This is a genomic window from Flavobacterium jejuense (assembly GCF_006491595.2).
In the GTDB taxonomy this organism is placed as follows: Bacteria; Bacteroidota; Bacteroidia; order Flavobacteriales; family Flavobacteriaceae; genus Flavobacterium; species Flavobacterium jejuense.
On the sequence record NZ_VEVQ02000001.1, the window covers coordinates 448,425 to 469,125 of the forward strand.

Genomic DNA, 20,701 nt, shown 5'->3' on the forward strand with positions numbered 1-20,701 from the left:
TATATTAGAATACATAGTTTTCTATTTTTGATTAAGAAGTTTTATTACTTAATCAAATTCTTAATTACTTGCCAGCTTTTCAGTATTTAAAATCGATTTGTACACTTGAGAAATTCCTCTAGATGATAATGTTGCATCTTCATCAGTTACAGTAATTTCATAAGATACTTTTTTAAGATCATTTTCAACTTTTAGGATATATTTTCCAGAAGGAAATTGTTCTAGATTGTAGACCTTCTTAATTCCTTTTTGACCAATAGCTTTTTCAACATAAATTCTTTCTCCATAACTATCAAGTATAGTTATACTAGCTTCTTGAATTCCGTTTATAGAAAAAGTAATTTGTTTTCCATTTTTATTTTTCACATAAAGTAAAAAATCATGATCATTTGCATACACTGACGTCATAGTAGATAAAACTACTGCCAACACTAAACTTACTTTAAAAATTTTTTTCATAATTGTAGTTTTTAAATTAATACTTGTTTTTATGATGAAACAAATTTAGGTTACATTTAAGTACTAGGATACAACTAGATTTTCATATTTATGTGTTATTTTACCATTAACGAAAACGTTTTAGTTTAAATAGGGTAATTTAGTATATATTAATAATTAATTTTTAATAGTTTTTAATTGTGAGACATGTAAAATTTAAAGTATTTTTTTGAAGAATATTCATTTTAATTCCTTTTTCATCATTTTAGGACTGTTTTACATGAAATTTTCAATCGAATTTAAAAGGAATCGTTTTATTGAATAATTTATTAAATAGGGTTATTTTTTAATTTAAAATAGTAGATAACAAGGTTTAAAAGTCATTTTTTTAAAGGGGTCTATTTTGAAAATGAATAGTTACCTATTTTTTACTTATGCTCTTTTATACGAAATCGTTTTAGGTTAAAATTGTTGAATTCATCTTTAATAATAGTAATTTTATAGATTTTAAATAGATAGACATGAAAAACTCGATACCATCTTTTGAAGTGATAATTCCTTCTTTTGGAAGTTCTTTTGCATATGCTAGTTACACAGAAAAAAATAATAATAAATCAAATATTTGGCATTATCATCCAGAAATTGAACTAGTTTACGTCAATGGAGGTTCTGGTAAAAGACAAATAGGAAGTCATATTTCTTATTATACTGATGGAGATTTAATTTTAATTGGTAGCAATTTACCTCATTGTGGTTTTACCAATGAACAAACAGGAAATAAAATTGAAACAGTAATTCAAATGAAACCTGATTTTTTAGGGAATGATTTTTTGGATATTATTGAAATGAGAAAAATTCAAAATTTGATAAAACAAGCTAGAGTAGGTATTGCTTTTGATAATGAAACGAAAAGATATGTTGGAGCTCAAATTGAAATGATGCAATCACAAAAACCTTTTGAAAGATTATTAAGTTTTCTAAAAATATTAAATGATTTAGCTATTTCAAATGATACTATTTTTTTAAATGCAGACGGATTTTCTTTAGAAACCCAAGTTCAAGATAATGATAAGATAAACATTATTTTTAATTTTGTAAAAGATCGTTTCTATGAACCAATAACATTAGATGAAGTGGCTAAATTGGTTAGTATGACAGTGCCTTCATTTTGTAGGTTTTTTAAAAAAATAACTAATAAAACTTTTACTTCTTTTGTAAATGAGTATCGATTGGTTCATGCCTGTAAATTATTAGCTGAAAAACCAATTAGTATTACTGAGATTAGTTTTGAGAGTGGTTTTAATAACTTTAGTCATTTTAATAAATTATTTAAACAACACACTGGTAAAAGTGCTTCCCAATATAGAAATGAATTAAAAAATATAATTAAATAATTTAAAAAATATAAAAATAAAGAAGAGCCTTAGACTAGCTCTTCTTTACTATTTAAATTGGAATTACTATTATTTTTTGAGAGTAACTGTATGAAAAAAGACAAAAATAGCGTTAAAACTACTCCAATAAAATTAAGCCACAAATAACTTAATTTTTCATCTTCTGGTAGAATATGAATGTAAAAATAGTAAATAATGAAGATGATGCTTTGACTTAAACAGGCTCCAATAAATATAGCATTTCCTCTAATGTACTTGATATAGAAGCCAACCAAAAATATTCCTAAAACTGTTCCATAAAATATGGAACCTATTATGTTTACTAATTGAATTAAATTTTCAAATAGGGAACTAATACAAGCGAAACCTATAGCAACAATCCCCCAAAATAGAGTAAAATACTGGGTTGCATAAACATAATGTTTATCGGATTTTTCACTTACGTTTCTTTTGTATATATCTATAGCAGTTGTTGCTGCTAAAGAATTTAAACCAGATGCACTCGAAGACATTGCTGCACTAAAAATAACTGCTAAAAGTAAGCCTAACAACCCTTTTGGAAGGTAATGTAAAATAAAATAAAGAAAAACATAATCTTTGTCATTGGTTTCGGAACCATTATCTACTTTTTTAATGATATCCTTTGCATCTTCTCTAAGTTCTTTTTCTTTTAGAGATAAAGCTACCATTTGTTTTCTTAATGCTGGATTATCAAAATCATTATGCTGTAATTGTTCTATATAAATTTTATTGACTACTTTTTTTTCTTCATTAACTAGTTGCAGTTTATTTTCAATTTTTTCATAATCAACTTTATAAGTAGACGCTTTTACCTTAGTAACATTATTTGGGTTAAAGTGAAGCGGAGCATCATTAAATTGAAAAAAGACAAAAACTAAAACACCAGTTAAAAGTATAAAAAATTGCATAGGAACTTTTAAAACACCATTCATGATTAATCCCATTTGGCTTTCTTTTACAGATTTACCTGAAAGGTATCTTCCTACTTGAGATTGATCGGTTCCAAAATAAGAAAGCATAAGAAAAAAGCCACCAGTAATTCCGCTCCAAAAGGTATACCTTGTTTTTGGGTTATAGGAAAAGTCTAAAATATTCATTTTTCCATTGGCTCCAGCCACATGAAGTACATTTCCAAAATCGAGTTCTTCTGGAAGGTAATCAAGAATTAAGAAAAAAGTAATAAACATTCCCAAAAGAATAACAAACATTTGATGCTTTTGAGTTACATTAACTGCTTTAGTTCCTCCTGTTACAGTATAAACAATAACTAATGTACCTATTATAATATTTAGCATGGTTAAATTCCATCCAAGTAAAGCAGATAAAATAATAGAAGGAGCATAAATTGTAATTCCTGTACCTAAACCTCTTTGAATTAAAAACAATACAGACGCTAAGGTTCTAGTTCTAATGTCAAAACGTTGTTCTAAATATTCATAAGCTGTAAATACTTTTAATTTATGGTAAATAGGAATAAAAGTATAGGCTATGACTATCATTGCTAGAGGTAATCCAAAATAAAATTGAACAAAACCCATTCCATCATGGTAGGCTTGTCCAGGTGTAGATAAAAAAGTAATAGCACTTGCTTGCGTAGCCATTACAGAAAGACCTACAGTAAACCATGGAGTTTCATTATTATCTAATAAATAATCTTTTACATTAGCACTTCCTTTTGTTTTTAAAGCTCCATAGATAACTATAAATAACAAAGTACAAGATAATACAATCCAATCTAAATTTTCCATATTATGAGAATACTTCCATTAGTAAAACGAAAATTAAAATATAAATTGCATTTAGGATTAGCACGTAATTATAACTTCTTTTCCATTCATTTTTTTGTTTTGTCATAGTGTTTTTATTTGTCTAGAGAAATTAGATTAACTAAAAGACGATAAGCTCCTGAAACTCCTTCCGGTAATTCTCTAAAAAAGCTTAGTCCAGTGTAAATATAATTTCCTTTTCCATATTTAGCAACTAATAATGCTCCTTCTTTTTGATCTTCTCCATCATCTGCAGCTGACAAAATAGGAGTAAACGCTTTATTCCATTTATTTGGATAATATAAGCCTTGTTCCTGAACCCAGTTTTCAAAATCTTTAGTTGTAATTTTATTTGGAGTATTCAGTACAGGGTTACTAGGCGCTAAAAAGGTAACTTTTGCTTTTTCATTAGTAACTCTATCTCTTGAAATTGATAGTTCAAATGGAGCAACATCTTTTGTAATTAAACCACTAGTTGTGTTATATTGAACAATAAGATTTCCACCATTTTCCACATATTTGAATAATTCTTTTTGTTTGAATTTTAAATCTTCAATGGTGTTGAAAGCTCTAATTCCTAATATTATAGCATCAAATTTGTTTAAAATAGCAGCATTTAATTCGTTTGGACTAATATAAGAAATATTGTAGCCTATATTTTCTAAATATTTGCCTACTTCATCACCAGCACCAATCAAATAACCTATATTTTTGCCTTTAGTTTTAATATCTAGTTTGACTAATTTTCCTTCGGATGGTTGTAAAATAGTTTGTTTTGGAATGTGATCGTATTTAATTTCAACACATTCTAATTGGTGTTTTTCCTTAGTTGTTTCAATTTCAACTGAAAAATCAACATTACTTTCATTTTTTGGTGGATACACTTTAAAATTAACCGTTTTTTCATCATTTTTTATAGCGATACTAAAAGGAATTTCATTCGGCTCTACTCTCCAATTATTAGGTACAACTAATCGAGCTTTTCCAGAGCTATTTTCTTTGTTTGTTTTAAGTTTTACTAGAATATCTTTTGGTGCATTAGTATTAAAAATAGATACTTTATTTGCAATTTCTGAAGTAACTTCTGGTAAAATAGAAAATGGAATGTAGGTTTCTCCTTTTCTGCGGTCATTCATTTTGTAAACTAAATTTTTTACAAAATCAATTTTTGTTCCTTCAATTTCTATGGAAAAAATGACAGGAAATTGTAATTTTTCTTCTGGATAAATTCGAATTGCTTTATTAGAAACTTGATACATTCCTACTGTTGGTTTTTCTTTTAACCAAAATAGATTGGTATAATCAACTGAATTTGGAATTTGGAAATTCTTTTCTTCGAAGTTTATTTTTTCATTATTAGTTAATTCAACTTCTTTTACCTTTTTAGGTTGATTTAAAATGGAATAACTTAGTAATTTTATTTTTGAATGACTTCTATTAATTACTTCAAAATTGATTGTAATTGCTTCATTTTTAGTAGCATTTTCAACAGAAGAAACGGCTTCTAAATACATACCACTACAAGCTTCTATTATTTTTAGAATTTCTTTTGTTTTATCGATTTTCCAATAAGAATCTTCTAATTTTTGAATTAATAAGTAGGCTTTTACTAGTTGTGGAATATGTGATGCAGGATTATTGAAATCAAAATTATTTTGAATAGGAGTTAAGATTTTACCAATAGACTCACCTCCTTTAATTCGGTTCCATGAGGTGTCAATTCCATCAAAAATATTAGTAACATTTGGTAAATCTCCTTTTAATAATTCTAAGTATTCGGTTTCATTTCCTCTTGAACCTGTAGATCCAAAACCTTGACATTGATGCTGACTTCTACTTAAGGCTGCTATTTCATGGTTGCTTTTGCCTTTCAGAGGATAATAGACATTAGCATTAAAAGCAATTAAATTAGATTTATCCGCTTTTTCAAAAGCTTCTTCACTACCATAAAACCACCAAGAAGTGTTAAAAAAGACTCTTTTGGGTTTTGTTTTTAATTGTTCATAAGCTTCTAAACTTAGGATTGCTGAAGCAGTATGATGACCATGAGTAGTTCCTGGAGTTCTATGATTAAAACGATTAATAACAATATCTGGATGAAAAGTTTCCATCACTTGAACAACATCTTCAAGAACTTGTTCTTTGTTCCAGATGGAAAATGTTTCGCTAGGTTCTTTAGAGTAACCAAAGTCATTGGCACGAGTAAAAAATTGGTTCCCACCATCTATATTTCTAGCAGCTAATAGTTCTTGAGTACGAATAGCTCCTAATTTTTCTCTTAATTCTGGACCGATTAGATTTTGACCTCCATCTCCTCGAGTTAGAGATAAATAAGCTGTTTCTGCATGATAATGATTCGCAAAATAAGTGATTAAGCGTGTGTTTTCATCATCAGGATGTGCAGCTACATACAATACTTTACCTAGAAAATTTAATTTTTGAATTTCTTCAAATATCTGATTTGAATTTAATTTCTTCGGAGCTTGTGCCTGAATAATTATAGTAAATAATAAAAGTAGTGCAGTATAATTCCTTCTCATTTGTGTTGTTTTTTTAATTTCAAATTGAAATTGAGCCTAAAATTAAAAAAGGAAGATTAAAATACTTCCTTTTTAACATTAATTTATAAGATGATTTAATCTGTAAATTCTTTATCTTCGAATGTTGACTTTATAATTAAAATTCCTTTTTGCATCAATAAGTTATTGGGATAAGTGATTTTCTCATCATTAATTGTTTTCAAAATGATATAAAAAGCCTTTATGTCTTCAATTTCTCCTTCTAAAGGGTAATCTTTATCTAGTATTTTAATTTTATCACCAATTTTAAAAGGATAAGAAAAGAAAAGTATAATTCCAGCTGAAATATTACTTAATATTGACCACTGCGCAAAGGATGCAACACCTACAACTGCAAAAACAGATGAGATAAATAAAAATATTTGTTCTCTTTTTACACCCCAAATAATGACAATTGAAAATATAGCCAATAAGCCGAGTAGGATATTGATGTATTTAATAACTAAATTAGTCCTATGTTCTAAAGATTCATTAATTCTAGCGAATTTTTTGATAACTTCAGCAAAGAATAATCGTGAAATTAAAAAAATACAAATGGTAATAAAAGTTAGTATTTCTTCATGTAAGTATGGGTTTTCAATTAATTTTAGCATAATCTAATAATTTTGAATATACTTTTTCAACGGGTAAGCCTACTACATTAGTATATGAACCTTCTATTTTTGTAATTCCAATTAAACCAATCCATTCTTGAATACCATAAGATCCTGCTTTGTCAAATGGTTCGTAATGGTCTAAATAATAGGTTATTTCAGTATCTAATAAATTTTTAAAAGTAACTTTAGTTATTTCATAAATAGTTTCGGTTCTATCCTTTGTTTTAAAACAAACAGATGTAATTACTTCATGTGTTTTATCTGACATAGATTGTAACATTTGAAAAGCATCTTCATAATTTTTAGGTTTACCCAAAGCTTCTTTGTTATGCCAAACAATAGTATCACTAGTTATTAAAATATCATTTTCTTGAAGATTTTCAAAAACACTAGCTTTCAATTCGGCTAAATAATTGGTTATTTCTTCAGCATTTAATGTATTTGGATAAATTTCATCAATTTCTTTTAATTGAATAGTATATGAGATATCCATTTCTTTAAAAAACTGTTGTCTTCTTGGTGATCCAGAAGCTAAAATAATGTTGTATTGGTTTAATTTATCCTTGAGCATTTTTTATAGCATAAGTGATTATTGCGATGGAAAGTATTCCAAAAAATAAAACTAATTTTAGAATAGTGCTAACATGTTTAAACTCAAATTTTGATTTGGCACTCCATAGTTTTATCATACAGTAGAGTAGTGGTCCAATTACAAATAATAATCCGTAAAGGAAAACATAATTGTAATCAAGTAAATTTTTAGTAATGTAAAAAAGCAATAAAAGAATAGGAATAATAATTAGAACACTTACTAATTTTGCTGTTCTAGTTTTTCCTAAAAGAAGAGGTAAGGTTTGAATACCTGAGGCATAATCTCCATCTGTATCTTCAATATCTTTTACTATTTCTCTGATCCAATTGATGATAAAAGCAAAAACAGCATAATCAAATAAAATTGCGAAAGCTTTCTTCATTTGGATTACATTTCCGTCATAAGTTGCAGGAAACAAATCAAAAATTCCTAGAATAAGAATACTAAAAGATAAAATAAAAGCAACAATTATATTGCTTACTATTACAATTTTTTTTAAAAAAGTTGAATAAACATATAATAAAGCAGTAGCAAATATGAATACTGTAAATAATCCTTTTTTACCAACAGCATTTGAAAGATAAAATCCAATTCCAACTCCTATAATATTTAATACTACATAAATGTTATAAGCACTACTTTCTGAAATAGATTTACCAACAATTCTGTCCTTCGGTTTAGTAATTTCATCATTATCTTGGTCCATAATGTTGTTAATTACATAACCAGCCGCAGCAATGCAGACTGTTGATAAAACTAATAATGCAAATTGAAAATGCGTCAATGATAAATAATCATTTGAAGGCGTTAAAGTATTATAAGTTGCCGCTTTCAAATAAGTGTAACGAAAGAGTACTTGCATTAAAGCAAGAATAAGTAGGTTTTGAAAGCGTATAAGTTTTAAGTATTTCATATTGTTGAGTAATTAGTGATAAGTAAACAGTGATAAGTAAACAGTGATAAGTTTGTATACTGAACACTATAAAATCAATCATATTTTGCATCAAAATGTTCCATCCATTTATGTTGTACTTTCATTACTTGTTCTATGACATCTCTTACGCAACCTTTTCCTCCGTCTTTATGAGAAATATATTTTGATATCGCTTTAATTTCTGGTGCAGCATTTTGTGGACAGGTTGGTAAACCTACTAGTTTCATTACATGATAGTCTGGAATATCATCACCCATATATAATACTTGTTCGGGTTTAATATTGTAAATATCTATGAATTCTTTAAAAGTTTCTACTTTATCAGAAATCCCTAAATGAATATCCGTTATTCCTAAATTACGTAAACGCACTCGAACACCTTCATTACTTCCTCCAGAAATGATACAAACGGTGTAACCATTTTCAACAGCAGCTTTCATAGCATAACCATCTCGAATGTTCATATTGCGAAGCATTTCACCCGTTTGAGTGACATGAATGGTTCCATCGGTAAGTACACCATCAACATCAAGGATGAAAGTGGTAATTTCGTTCATTTGTTCTTTATAGCTTTTAGACATTTTGTATGGATTGGGTTAATAAGGTATAAATTTCTTTGTAGTTTGAATCTTTTAAAAATTCGATATGTTTTTCAATAGTTTTTGTATCCTTTCTTAGAGCTGGACCAGTTTGTGCTTCTTTTGGAGATAGTTCGGTTATTTTATTTGCAGTTTCTAGAATTAAAGGTTGTAAAATTTCAAATGGAACTTCGTTATCATCGCAAATTTGGTTTCCAATTTCATACAAATGATTTACAAAATTACAAACAAAAACGGCAGCTACATGCAAACTTTTTCGTTGTTCAGATGAAATAGCAAACGCTTTTTTGGAAATAAGGTTGGCCAATGTTCCTAAAGTTTTATAATCTCTTTCATTTTCGGTTTCCAAACAAATAGGAATAGTTGAAAAATCAACCGCTTTTGATTTACTGAACGTTTGCAAGGGATAAAAAACACCTTTTCTGTTTTTATCATCTAAAACCGAAAGTTCAGAAGTACCAGAAGTATGAACCACTAATCTATTTTCAAAAGGTAAATTACTTGAAACTTCTGCAATGGCATTATCAGAAACAGAAATAATATACAAATCGGCTTCTTTAAGATCTTGATAATTAGATGTAATTTGCTCTTTAGTAATTAAATGTGAAATACTACTCTTATTACGTGCAAAAACTTGAACCAACTCAATATCAGCTGATTTCAACATCACTTGTAATAAGTGTTGAGCTACATTTCCACTACCGAGTAATACAATTTTAATCATGTGGCTAAAATACTATTTTTTTAAAGAATTACATTGTGAGAAATGACCAATATTATTTAGGATGTCGTTTTTTAAACAAAAAAAATGATAATTAAATATTTATACTATTTTTGATATATAAATTTAATATATGAAACAAATATACTTTTTTGTAGTAGTTTTTATTAGTTGTAGCTTACAAGCACAAATTATTAATATTCCAGACGCTAATTTTAAAGCGAAGTTGTTGAATGCTAGTTCAAGTAATACTATTGCATCAATACAGTCACCAAATGCTGTTGGAAATGTTACTACTTACAATTCAATTGATACAAATAATAATGGAGAAATAGAAGTAAGTGAAGCAGCATTAATTACTTTTATAAATGTAGGTAGTTCTAATTCAAGTAATAGTTCTAATATTTTTGATTTAACAGGAATTGAATATTTTTCAAATTTAATTACTTTATCATGTTCATTTAATCAATTAAGTACTTTAGATGTAACTCAAAATCAGGATTTAGAAAACCTTTACTGTTATAATAATAATTTGAGTACTTTAGATGTAACTTATAATCAAAATTTGAAGCTTTTAGCTTGTAGTAATAATCCATTAACTTCTATTAATCTAACACAAAACATTAATTTAAAAAAATTGTATTGTAATTTTAATACATTGACTGCTTTAGATGTGACACAAAACCCTTATTTGGAACATTTAGAATGTGTAAGTAATTCATTAACCGTTTTGAATGTAACTCAAAACCCCAATTTACAAACTTTAAATTGTGATGTTAATCAATTGGATAATATAAACGTCACTCAAAACACAAATTTAGAATTTCTATCTTGCGTGTATAATCAATTAACAACTTTAAATATTACTCAAAATTTGAATTTAAAAACACTAAGGTGCTATTATAATCTATTAAACACTCTAGATGTTTCACAAAATCTAAATATTTCAACTTTGTTTAGTTTTAATAATCAACTTACAAGCTTATTTATGAAAAATGGTAATAATGATATGTTACTTAACCCTGTAAATAATGCAACAATTGGATTTGATGTTAGTAATAATCCTAATTTAAAATACATATGCTGCGATGAAGAAAGTATTTTGGATGTTCAAGTTAAAATGACAACTCAAAATAGTCAAAATTGTGTTGTTAATTCTTATTGTTCTTTTATTCCAGGGGGTGTTTTTTATAATGTAGAAGGAAATGTAAAATATGATTTTAATGATGACGATTGTGATTCAAACGATATCAATTATTCAAATTTAAATTTTTCAATCACTGATGGAATAAATTCTGGTTCACTAATTAGCAATTCTTCGGGTAATTATTCTATTCCAGTTCAAGCAGGTTCTCATACTATAACCCCAAATCTTGAAAACCCAACTTATTTCACTATTTCTCCAACAAGTCTTACAGTAGATTTCCCAACACAAGCCAGTCCGTTTACGCAAGATTTTTGTGTTACTGCAAATGGAATTCATTCAGATGTTGAAGTAGTTATTTTACCAACAACACCTGCAAGACCAGGTTTTGATGCTAAATATAAAATAATCTACAGAAACAAAGGCAATCAAATTGAAAACGGAGCTATCACTTTTATGTATAATAATGCTGTTTTAGATTACGTATCTGCTAATCCAGTTTATGATAGTCAAGCTACAGATTCATTTGTATGGAATTATACTAATTTACAACCCTTTGAAACTCGTGAAATTGCTGTTACTTTAAATGTAAATTCTCCGATGGAAACTCCAGCAGTTAATATAGGTGACCAATTGAATTTCTTAGCGCAAATAACCCCAACAATTAATGATGAAGTTCTTTATGATAATACTTCAGCTATAAAACAAATAGTTGTAGGTTCTTATGATCCAAATGACAAAACGTGTTTAGAAGGAGAAATTGTGTCACCAGATATGATAGGTGAATATGTTCATTATTTGATTCGTTTTGAAAATACTGGAACATATCCTGCTGAAAATGTGGTAGTAAAAGACATGATTGATTTGACTAAATTTGATATTGCTACTTTAATTCCATTAAAAGGAAGTCATGATTTTTATACTAGAATAAAAGATAATAAAGTAGAATTCATATTTGAAAATATTAATTTAGATTTCAATGATGCTACTAATGATGGTTATGTGGCTTTCAAAATTAAAACAAAACCAACTTTAGTAGTTGGTGATACTTTTTCAAACGATGCCAATATCTATTTTGATTATAATTTTCCAATTACAACAAATACTTATACAACAACCATTCAAGCCTTAAGTTCACAAGATTTTGATTTTGTAAGCCAATTTACATTATATCCAAATCCTGTAAAAGACGTTTTGCATTTCAATTCAAAAGAGAATTTAGAAATTCAATCTGTTGAGATTTATAATATGTTGGGACAAATTGTTATATCTGTTCCCAATGCAACTACTTCAATTGATATTTCAACTCTAACTAAAGAAAATTACTTCGTAAAAATAAATACAGAAAAGGGTAGTGCAAATACTAAGTTTATTAAAGAGTAATTCTCGACTATTTTCAAACTAACACAAAACAAAAACTCGTTTAGAAATAATTCCTAAACGAGTTTTTTTACAGATTTCTAAATTAGTTTTCAATAACATAACAGAAAAAAACAATCTTAAGGAATTTTCATTTCAAGAATAAAAATGATTTAAACATAAATATTTGCGCTATTTTTGCCAACTTAAATTTATATGATGAAGAAAATTTACCTTTTATTACTTGTTTTGTTGGGATTGAATTTGCAAGCTCAGATTGTTAATATTCCAGATGCTAATTTTAAAGCGAAGTTGTTGAGTGCTAGTTCAAGCAACCAGATTGCATCTACTCAAACACCTAATACCTTTAATGGAAGTGTTTCAATGTATCATAAAATTGATACAAATGAAGATGGTGAAATACAAGTTTCTGAAGCTCTAACTATTAAGTATCTAAATGTTAGCAGTTCTAATATTAGCAGTATAACTGGTTTAGAGGCTTTTACAAATATTTTGTATTTGAATGCTACTAATAATCAATTATCAAATGTTAATTTTTCATCTAATTTAAATTTAAAATTTATTCAACTTAGTAATAATATAATTACTAACATTGATTGTAGTCAAAATTTAAATTTGAATACAATTAATTTATTTTCAAATCAATTATTGACAATTGATGTTTCTAATTTATCTAGTTTGAAAACCCTTGATTTATCATTTAATCAACTTACAACTATTGATATTTCTTCAAATCAAAATTTAGAATCGTTTTCAGTTGGTAATAATAATTTAACAAGTATTAATCTATCCAATAATAGTAATTTAACTTTGTTGAGAATTTATTCAAATCAAATTAGTACTATAGATTTATCAATATTAACTAATTTAAATTGGCTAGAACTTGATTCTAATCAACTTACTAGTATTGATTTATCAAATAATACAAATTTAACATACATACAGCTAGGAGGTAATCAATTATCAACTATAGATGTTTCTATGCTATCTAATTTGGATTTTTTAAATATTCCACAAAATTTTTTAACTAGTATAAATTTAACCAATAACATAAATTTAAGTCAATTAAGCATTGCAAAAAATCAATTAACAGAATTAGATGTTAGTAATAATACAAATTTATTTATTTTAAATTGTTATGATAATTTAATTTCATCTTTAGATATATCATCATTAACAGGATTAAAGTTCTTATATTTTGAAAAAAATCAAATAACCAACATAGATGTTTCGAATAATTCATTATTAGAGACATTAGCATGTAATAATAATCAATTGACAATTATAGATATAACTAATAATCCATTTTTACGAAGTTTAAAATGTAAAGATAATCCACTTTTAGAATCTTTATTTATAAAAAACGGTAATCTTAATACGTGGTCAAATTTAGATTTTTCAAATAACTCTAACCTTGAGTATATCTGTGCAGATGAGGGAGACCTAGCTTTAGTGCAACAAAAAATAACAGATTATAATTATTCAAATTGCCACGTAAATAGTTATTGTAGTTTTACACCAAATGGAACATCTTTTAGTATTTCAGGAAAAATAAAATATGATTTTAATAGTAATGGTTGCGATTTAGCTGATTTAAATTACACTAATTTGAAATTTTCTATTGTAAATGGAACAAATTCAGGTAGTTTAATTTCAAATCAAACAGGAAATTATAATATTCCAGTTCAAGCTGGTTCTCATACCATAACACCAAACCTAGAAAACCCAACGTATTTCAATATTTCTCCAACCAGTTTTACAGTAAATTTTCCAACACAAGCAAGTCCGTTTACACAAGACTTTTGTGTGACTGCAAATGGTGTTCACTCAGATGTTGAAGTAGTTGTTTTACCAACAGTTTCTGCAAGACCTGGTTTTGATGCTAAATATAAAATTTCCTATAGAAATAAAGGAAATCAAGTTGAAAATGGAAGTGTCTCTTTAACTTTTGAGGATACAGTTTTGGATTATCTTTCTTCAAATCCTGTTTTTAATAGTCAAGCAACCAATTCTTATACATGGAATTATACCAATTTACAACCTTTTGAAACAAGAGAAATTGAAATCGTTTTCAATGTAAATTCTCCAACGGAAACTCCAACAGTTAATATTGATGATGTTTTAAATTACACAGCAACTATTTCAACTTCAAATACAGATGAAACACCAAATGATAATACGTTTACTTTAAATCAAACGGTTGTAGGTTCTTATGATCCAAATGACAAAACGTGTTTAGAAGGAGAAATTGTGTCACCAGATATGATAGGTGAATATGTTCATTATTTGATTCGTTTTGAAAATACTGGAACATATCCTGCTGAAAATGTGGTAGTAAAAGACATGATTGATTTGACTAAATTTGATATTGCTACTTTAATTCCATTAAAAGGAAGTCATGATTTTTATACTAGAATAAAAGATAATAAAGTAGAATTCATATTTGAAAATATTAATTTAGATTTCAATGATGCTACTAATGATGGTTATGTGGCTTTCAAAATTAAAACAAAACCAACTTTAGTAGTTGGTGATACTTTTTCAAACGATGCCAATATCTATTTTGATTATAATTTTCCAATTACAACAAATACTTATACAACAACCATTCAAGCCTTAAGTTCACAAGATTTTGATTTTGTAAGCCAATTTACATTATATCCAAATCCTGTAAAAGACGTTTTGCATTTCAATTCAAAAGAGAATTTAGAAATTCAATCGGTTGAAATCTATAATATGTTAGGTCAAATTGTAATCTCTGTTCCAAATGCATCTAAATCGATAGATGTTTCTAGTCTAACTAATGGAGATTACTTCGTAAAAGTAAATACGGAAAAGGGTAGTGCAACTACTAAGCTTATTAAGGAATAGTTTTCGATTACGCTCAAACTGACAATAAAAAAAACTCGTTTAGTATTCCTAAACGAGTTTTTTGTGTTATTATAACTTATAACCTACAACAGAAAACTGATAACAGACAACCAAAAACTATCTTAAACTAGCTCCTAATTGGTTTTCGAAATTAGTTTGTAGTTTGTTCATGATTTTTTCAATCTCTTTATCATTCAGCGTTTTATTATTATCTTGAATGATAAAACTAACCGCATAAGACTTTTTACCTTCTGGCAAGTTATTACCTTGGTACACATCAAAAAGACTTATTTCTTTTAGCAGTTTCTTTTCAGTCTGTTTGGCAATTTTATAAACTTCATCAAAAGAAGTAGTATCGTTTAATAAGAGTGCTAAATCGCGTTTCACTTCAGGATATTTTGGGATATCTATAAATTTAATTTTATTAGAAACATATTTTTGAATTTTTCCCCAATTAAAATCAGCAAATAAAACTTCTTGTTTGATGTCAAAATGTTTCAAAACTGTTTTTTTTATGGTTCCAAATTCGATAATAACTTCTTTACCGATTGCTAAACTAAGTCCTTCAGCAAAAATATCACTTTCTACAGGTAAACTAGAAACTTTTGTATCTAATCCTATTCTGGAAAGTACACTAGTAATATAGCCTTTAAATAAAAAGAAATCTGATTTTTGTTGACCTTGTGTCCAATTTTCACTATTTCTATTTCCTGTTTGGAATAAGGTTAAATGTTTATTTTCTTCATACCCTGAAGGCAATTTGTGGTATGTTTTACCAAATTCGTATAGTTTTAAATCACTTCTTCGTCTATTAATATTAAAAGAAATTGCTTCTAAACCAGAAAACAACATCGATTGTCTCATGGCAGATAAGTCATTACTTAGCGGGTTTAACATTAATACATTAAACTCTTCTTTTAGGTTTTCTGACAATTTAATATAATCAGGAGTGGTTAACGAATTGGCCATCATTTCATTAAAACCTAATGAACACAATTGATTAGCCACAATATTTTGTACTTTATATTCTTCTGTTCGAGAGGAATTAGAAATAGTAGCATTTAACTTTTCAGTAAAATTGATGTTGTTGTAGCCATACACACGAAGTATTTCTTCAATCACATCAATTTCTCTTTGAACGTCAACTCGGTAAGAAGGGATTACAATTCCTATTCCTGTTTCCGTTACATTATTAATTTTCATTTCTAAAGCCACTAATATTTTCTTAATCGTTTCTTTAGGTAATTCTTCACCAATGACTTTTGTTATTTTCTCAAAGTTTAAGAATACTTGGAAATCTTCTAATTTTTTTGGATAAAAATCTACAATTTCAGAAGTTATTTCACCACCAGCAACTTCTTGTATTAGTAAAGCAGCTCTTTTTAAGGCATATTCTGTAATAGTAGAATCAATTCCTCTTTCAAATCGGAAAGAAGCATCTGTATTTAAGGCATGACGTTTAGCTGTTTTTCTAACAGAAACTGGGTTGAAATAAGCACTTTCTAAAAAGATAGCGGTTGTGTTTTCTGTAACACCAGAATCTTTTCCTCCAAAAACTCCTGCAATACACATTGGTCCGTCTGCATGACAAATCATCAAATCTTCAGCATCTAAAGTTCTTTCAACATCATCTAACGTAGTAAACTTTGTTCCCGCTGCTACAGTTTTTACAATGACTTTATTTCCTTTTATTTTATTGGCATCAAAAGCATGTAAAGGTTGTCCTAATTCATGTAAAACATAATTAGTAACATCTACCACATTGTTTTTTGGAGTAATACCAATAGCTTTTAAACGATTTTGTAGCCAAGTAGGTGATGGTTTAATAGTTAAATCTGAAATCGTAAGTCCACAATAACGAGGAGCTAATTTTTCATTTTCAACCGATACATCTATTTTTAAAGTCCGTTTGTCTATTCTAAAATTACTTACTGATGGAGTAATTAATTCAATATTTTTGTCTTTTTGTACTAATCCAGCTTTTAAATCTCTCGCTACACCAAAGTGGCTCATTGCATCTGCACGGTTTGGTGTTAAACCTATTTCAAAAACTTCATCAGTTTCGATATTAAAAACTTCTTTTCCAAGTGTTCCTGGTTTTAAAGTGTTATCCAAGATTAAAATACCATCATGACTTTCACCAAGACCTAATTCATCTTCTGCGCAAATCATTCCGTGACTTTCTTGTCCACGAATTTTACCTTTTTTAATTTCGAATGAATTACCATCTTTGTCGTACAATTTGGTTCCAATGGTTGCTACAGGAACTTTTTGACCAACAGCTACATTAGGAGCACCACAAACAATTTGGACAGGTGAATTACCATCTCCTAAATCAACAGTAGTTACTTTTAGTCTATCTGCATCAGGATGTTGCTCACAAGTAAGAACGTGACCTACAACAATTCCTTCTAAACCTCCTTTTAGACTTTCAAATTTATCTACACCTTCTACTTCTAAACCTAAATCAGTTAGTAAGGCTGCTGTTTCTTCTGAACTCCAATCTGTTTTAATGAATTGTTTTAACCAATTGTATGAAATGCGCATTTTATATCGATTTTTAAAGCGCAAAGATAAGTATTGTAGGTTTTAGTTTAAAATATATTTCATCTAAAATATAATTTCTTTATTATTGAGTATTTGGCAATTTAAGCGTGTTAATTTTATCAAAAAAATATTTTTTATACGTTAAAAATTGTTAATTATCATTTTTGTGCTATAAATTGACTAAATAATGCTATTTATAAATTTCAATTAAAAGTAAATTTGAGTAAATCAAAAAAAGTAAAAATTATGAGTGATTTAATTCAAAGACCTAGTTTTAAAGAAAAATACAATAATTATATAGGAGGTAAATTTGTGCCTCCAACATCTGGAAACTATTTTGATGTATATTCTCCAATTGATGGAAAAGTATTTACAAAAGCTGCACACTCTAACAAGGATGATTTGACTTTAGCTGTAGATTCAGCCTCTGATGCTTTTAAGACTTGGAGTAAAACTTCCTCAACAGAAAGAAGCAATTTACTTAATAAAATTGCTCAAGTCATGGAAGACAATTTGGAATATTTAGCAGCTGTTGAAACCGTTGATAATGGAAAGGCAGTGCGTGAGACCTTGGCTGCCGATTTACCTTTAGCCATTGATCATTTTAGATATTTTGCAAGCGTTATTAGAGCAGAAGAAGGTTCGTTAAGTGAGCTAGATTCAAATACAGTTTCCTTAATTGTGAATGAACCATTAGGAGTAATAGCACAAATTATACCTTGGAATTTTCCCATTTTAATGGCAGTTTGGAAACTTGCTCCAGCAATAGCAGCAGGGAATTGTGTAGTACTAAAACCAGCGGAAAACACTCCAATTTCAATTATAGTATTAATGGAGTTGATTGGAGATATCCTACCAGCTGGTGTTATTAACATAGTTAATGGTTTTGGAGCTGAGTTAGGAAGAGCTTTGGTGACGAACCCAAAAGTAGCAAAAGCCGCTTTCACTGGTTCTACTGCTACTGGTCGTTTAGTAATGCAATATGCTACCGAAAATATAGTTCCTGTTACTTTAGAATTAGGTGGAAAATCACCAAATATATTTTTTCCATCAGTAATGGATGAAGATGATGCTTTTTTAGATAAAGCTATAGAAGGAGCTGTTTTGTTTTGTTTAAACCAAGGTGAAGTTTGTACGTGTCCGTCTCGTCTTTTAATTCACGAAGACATTTATGATAAATTTATTGAACGAGTTCTAGAACGTGTTGCTGCTGTAAAAATGGGTAATCCATTAGATCCATCGGTTATGATGGGAGCACAAGCTTCTAAAGTTCAGAAAGATAAAATTATGTCTTATTTGAAATTAGGCAAAGAAGAAGGAGCTGAACTTTTAATTGGTGGTGATGAAAATAAATTAGGTGGTGATTTAGAAAGTGGTTACTATATTCAACCTACCTTGTTTAAAGGTCATAATAAAATGAGAATTTTTCAAGAAGAAATTTTTGGTCCTGTGCTAGCCGTTACTACTTTTAAAAGTACTGAAGAAGCTTTAGAAATTGCAAACGATACTATGTATGGTTTAGGTGCTGGAGTTTGGACACGTGATGCTCATGAATTGTATCAAGTACCTAGAGCTATTCATGCAGGAAGAGTTTGGGTGAATCAATATCATTCTTATCCTGCGGGTGCTCCGTTTGGTGGTTATAAGCAATCTGGTATTGGAAGAGAAAATCATAAAATGATGTTAGATCATTATCGTCAAACTAAGAACATGTTAATCTCTTATGATAAAAATAAGTTAGGTTTCTTTTAATTTTAATTTAATAACTAGACCCAGTTTCGGCTGGGTTTAAATTTTATAAATAATGAGTACAATAAGTCGATTAGATGCCACTAAAAATGCTTTAGATACTATTGCTGTTTTAAAAGAAAAATTTGGAGATTTAATGTTTTATCAAGCTGGTGGTTGTTGTGAAGGAACACAGCCTCAATGTTTTGAAAAAGATGGTTTTTTCCTAAGGTCGGGAGATGTGTGTATAGGTAAAATTGATGGTTTTGATTTTTGGTTAGATAAAGATTTATTTGAGTATTGGAAACACGCTCATTTTACCTTAGATATTATGGATGGAATTGGAGCAGGAGGTTTTTCTTTAGAAACACCTATGGGAAAAACATTTATTGTAAAATATAAAATTTTTAATGAAGAAGAAAGCAAGAATTTAGAACCTGTTCTATTACATTCTTATGATTGATTTGAAAAATTCATTAGTTGATATTGTTTTGGAGTAATTCCTTCATGTTTTTTAAATAAACGAATGAAATAATTACAATCTTCAAAACCTGAAGCGTAAGAAACTTCATTTATTTGTATTTTTGGATTACTAAGTAGTTTTTTAGCAAATTTAATCTTTTCATTTAAAATAAACTCCATTGGACTTATTCCTAATTCCTTTTTGAAATTTCTATAAAATGAAGTCGTACTCATGCATGCTTTATCACTTAAGTCTTTTAATTGAATAGAATTATGAATATTATTTTTTATGTATTCTATTGAAGCCATTATTGGGCTATCTATTTCAATTAGATTAGAGTTGTCAAATCGTTTTATAGTTTGCGTTTGAATAATTCTTATAATCAACTCTTGTAACGTCAAGTCAGCTAAAGCATCTTTTGTTATAGAAGTTCCCATGCATTCTTTTATGAGTTTGTTGATAGTATTTGCTAAATCTACATTATTGTAAAAGAAATAATTTTCATGGTCTAATTTCCATAAATTATTTTTTCCTTCTTTAGGATATTTATCATTTAAAAAAGACAAAGTATCAGTTATAACTTTGTTATCAATAGCTAATGCAATACATTGTGTTGGATTTTTAGTAGTAGCTTCAGGAAAATCAATTTTCATTTCTACGTTTGAAGGAACAATAACTGTTTCTCCAGGTAAATACTCAAAATGAGGTTCATCAAACAAATGCATTACTTTTTTTCCACGTAACATACTGGTTACAACTAAATCATTAAACTTTAAAGGAACTAAATCAGATTTTTCATAGGTTTCAAAAATATTTAATTCACAATGTTCCAATGAGAAAATAGTTCTATTTTCTACTAATGTTTTTAGTGATTTTTTATTAGTTAACTTTGGTGTATCAAGTAGGGTTTTAATTGACATGGAATTAA

15 protein-coding genes are annotated in these 20,701 nt (G+C 28.1%); 5 read left to right on the plus strand and 10 right to left on the minus strand.

The window, feature by feature from the left end; genetic code table 11:
- Positions 1-60: 60 nt before the first annotated feature.
- On the minus strand, positions 61-459 hold the full coding sequence (locus tag FIA58_RS02135) for a T9SS type A sorting domain-containing protein (protein WP_140959550.1): 399 nt from the start codon (positions 457-459) through the stop codon (positions 61-63).
- Positions 460-959: 500 nt separating this feature from the next.
- Between FIA58_RS02135 and FIA58_RS02140 the strand changes: the two genes are divergently transcribed.
- The gene (locus tag FIA58_RS02140) at positions 960-1,832 is read left to right on the plus strand and encodes an AraC family transcriptional regulator (protein WP_140959552.1); all 873 of its coding nucleotides are present in this window, start codon (positions 960-962) and stop codon (positions 1,830-1,832) included.
- Positions 1,833-1,861: 29 nt separating this feature from the next.
- On the opposite strand, the gene FIA58_RS02145 is transcribed toward FIA58_RS02140, so the two are convergent.
- The 7 genes from FIA58_RS02145 to FIA58_RS02175 form a co-directional block, all read right to left on the minus strand.
- Positions 1,862-3,601 carry a sodium:solute symporter gene (locus FIA58_RS02145; protein ID WP_140959554.1) on the minus strand — a complete coding sequence of 580 codons (1,740 nt, stop codon included), beginning with the start codon at positions 3,599-3,601 and terminating at the stop codon, positions 1,862-1,864.
- Positions 3,602-3,714: 113 nt separating this feature from the next.
- Positions 3,715-6,159, minus strand: coding sequence for a PIG-L family deacetylase (locus tag FIA58_RS02150; protein ID WP_140959556.1), 2,445 nt, complete (start codon positions 6,157-6,159; stop codon positions 3,715-3,717).
- Between the two features lie 95 nt (positions 6,160-6,254).
- Positions 6,255-6,791, minus strand: coding sequence for a mechanosensitive ion channel domain-containing protein (locus FIA58_RS02155; RefSeq protein ID WP_140959558.1), 537 nt, complete (start codon positions 6,789-6,791; stop codon positions 6,255-6,257).
- Complete coding sequence (locus FIA58_RS02160) at positions 6,775-7,365, minus strand: Maf family nucleotide pyrophosphatase (RefSeq protein WP_140959560.1); 591 nt, start codon at positions 7,363-7,365, stop codon at positions 6,775-6,777. The genes FIA58_RS02155 and FIA58_RS02160 overlap by 17 nt, the downstream gene beginning before the upstream one ends.
- Complete coding sequence (locus FIA58_RS02165; RefSeq protein WP_140959562.1) at positions 7,352-8,299, minus strand: geranylgeranylglycerol-phosphate geranylgeranyltransferase; 948 nt, start codon at positions 8,297-8,299, stop codon at positions 7,352-7,354. The genes FIA58_RS02160 and FIA58_RS02165 overlap by 14 nt, the downstream gene beginning before the upstream one ends.
- A 74-nt stretch (positions 8,300-8,373) precedes the next feature.
- The gene (locus tag FIA58_RS02170) at positions 8,374-8,901 is read right to left on the minus strand and encodes a KdsC family phosphatase (RefSeq protein WP_140959564.1); all 528 of its coding nucleotides are present in this window, start codon (positions 8,899-8,901) and stop codon (positions 8,374-8,376) included.
- Positions 8,894-9,643 (minus strand): Rossmann-like and DUF2520 domain-containing protein, encoded by a 750-nt coding sequence (locus tag FIA58_RS02175; protein ID WP_140959566.1) that lies wholly within the window; start codon positions 9,641-9,643, stop codon positions 8,894-8,896. The genes FIA58_RS02170 and FIA58_RS02175 overlap by 8 nt, the downstream gene beginning before the upstream one ends.
- A gap of 130 nt (positions 9,644-9,773) precedes the next feature.
- On the opposite strand from FIA58_RS02175, the gene FIA58_RS02180 reads away from it, so the two are divergent.
- Positions 9,774-12,167, plus strand: a complete 2,394-nt coding sequence (locus FIA58_RS02180; RefSeq protein ID WP_140959568.1) for a DUF7619 domain-containing protein — start codon at positions 9,774-9,776, stop codon at positions 12,165-12,167.
- Positions 12,168-12,359: 192 nt separating this feature from the next.
- Positions 12,360-15,035, plus strand: coding sequence for a DUF7619 domain-containing protein (locus FIA58_RS02185; protein ID WP_140959570.1), 2,676 nt, complete (start codon positions 12,360-12,362; stop codon positions 15,033-15,035).
- A 117-nt stretch (positions 15,036-15,152) separates the two neighbouring features.
- Here FIA58_RS02185 and pheT read toward each other — a convergent pair whose 3' ends face one another.
- Positions 15,153-17,582, minus strand: coding sequence for a phenylalanine--tRNA ligase subunit beta (gene pheT, locus FIA58_RS02190; RefSeq protein ID WP_140959572.1), 2,430 nt, complete (start codon positions 17,580-17,582; stop codon positions 15,153-15,155).
- A 246-nt stretch (positions 17,583-17,828) separates the two neighbouring features.
- On the opposite strand from pheT, the gene FIA58_RS02195 reads away from it, so the two are divergent.
- Positions 17,829-19,334 carry an aldehyde dehydrogenase family protein gene (locus tag FIA58_RS02195; protein WP_140959574.1) on the plus strand — a complete coding sequence of 502 codons (1,506 nt, stop codon included), beginning with the start codon at positions 17,829-17,831 and terminating at the stop codon, positions 19,332-19,334.
- A gap of 52 nt (positions 19,335-19,386) precedes the next feature.
- A complete protein-coding gene (locus FIA58_RS02200; RefSeq protein ID WP_140959576.1) occupies positions 19,387-19,773 on the plus strand; it encodes a DUF779 domain-containing protein in 387 nt (128 codons plus the stop codon).
- On the opposite strand, the gene FIA58_RS02205 is transcribed toward FIA58_RS02200, so the two are convergent.
- Positions 19,764-20,693, minus strand: a complete 930-nt coding sequence (locus FIA58_RS02205; protein WP_208022738.1) for an AraC family transcriptional regulator — start codon at positions 20,691-20,693, stop codon at positions 19,764-19,766. The two genes, FIA58_RS02200 and FIA58_RS02205, sit on opposite strands and share 10 nt — an antisense overlap.
- Positions 20,694-20,701 lie beyond the last annotated feature (8 nt).

Excerpts from the sequence above, each read along its gene's own strand:
- FIA58_RS02185 (WP_140959570.1), top strand. The coding sequence starts at position 12,360 with ATGATGAAGAAAATTTACCTTTTATTACTTGTTTTGTTGGGATTGAAT.
- FIA58_RS02160 (WP_140959560.1), bottom strand. The coding sequence starts at position 7,365 with ATGCTCAAGGATAAATTAAACCAATACAACATTATTTTAGCTTCTGGA.
- FIA58_RS02150 (WP_140959556.1), bottom strand. The coding sequence starts at position 6,159 with ATGAGAAGGAATTATACTGCACTACTTTTATTATTTACTATAATTATT.
- FIA58_RS02140 (WP_140959552.1), top strand. The coding sequence starts at position 960 with ATGAAAAACTCGATACCATCTTTTGAAGTGATAATTCCTTCTTTTGGA.
- FIA58_RS02175 (WP_140959566.1), bottom strand. The coding sequence starts at position 9,643 with ATGATTAAAATTGTATTACTCGGTAGTGGAAATGTAGCTCAACACTTA.
- FIA58_RS02165 (WP_140959562.1), bottom strand. The coding sequence starts at position 8,299 with ATGAAATACTTAAAACTTATACGCTTTCAAAACCTACTTATTCTTGCT.
- pheT (WP_140959572.1), bottom strand. The coding sequence starts at position 17,582 with ATGCGCATTTCATACAATTGGTTAAAACAATTCATTAAAACAGATTGG.
- FIA58_RS02180 (WP_140959568.1), top strand. The coding sequence starts at position 9,774 with ATGAAACAAATATACTTTTTTGTAGTAGTTTTTATTAGTTGTAGCTTA.
- FIA58_RS02195 (WP_140959574.1), top strand. The coding sequence starts at position 17,829 with ATGAGTGATTTAATTCAAAGACCTAGTTTTAAAGAAAAATACAATAAT.
- FIA58_RS02200 (WP_140959576.1), top strand. The coding sequence starts at position 19,387 with ATGAGTACAATAAGTCGATTAGATGCCACTAAAAATGCTTTAGATACT.
- FIA58_RS02135 (WP_140959550.1), bottom strand. The coding sequence starts at position 459 with ATGAAAAAAATTTTTAAAGTAAGTTTAGTGTTGGCAGTAGTTTTATCT.
- FIA58_RS02145 (WP_140959554.1), bottom strand. The coding sequence starts at position 3,601 with ATGGAAAATTTAGATTGGATTGTATTATCTTGTACTTTGTTATTTATA.
- FIA58_RS02155 (WP_140959558.1), bottom strand. The coding sequence starts at position 6,791 with ATGCTAAAATTAATTGAAAACCCATACTTACATGAAGAAATACTAACT.
- FIA58_RS02170 (WP_140959564.1), bottom strand. The coding sequence starts at position 8,901 with ATGTCTAAAAGCTATAAAGAACAAATGAACGAAATTACCACTTTCATC.
- FIA58_RS02205 (WP_208022738.1), bottom strand. The coding sequence starts at position 20,693 with ATGTCAATTAAAACCCTACTTGATACACCAAAGTTAACTAATAAAAAA.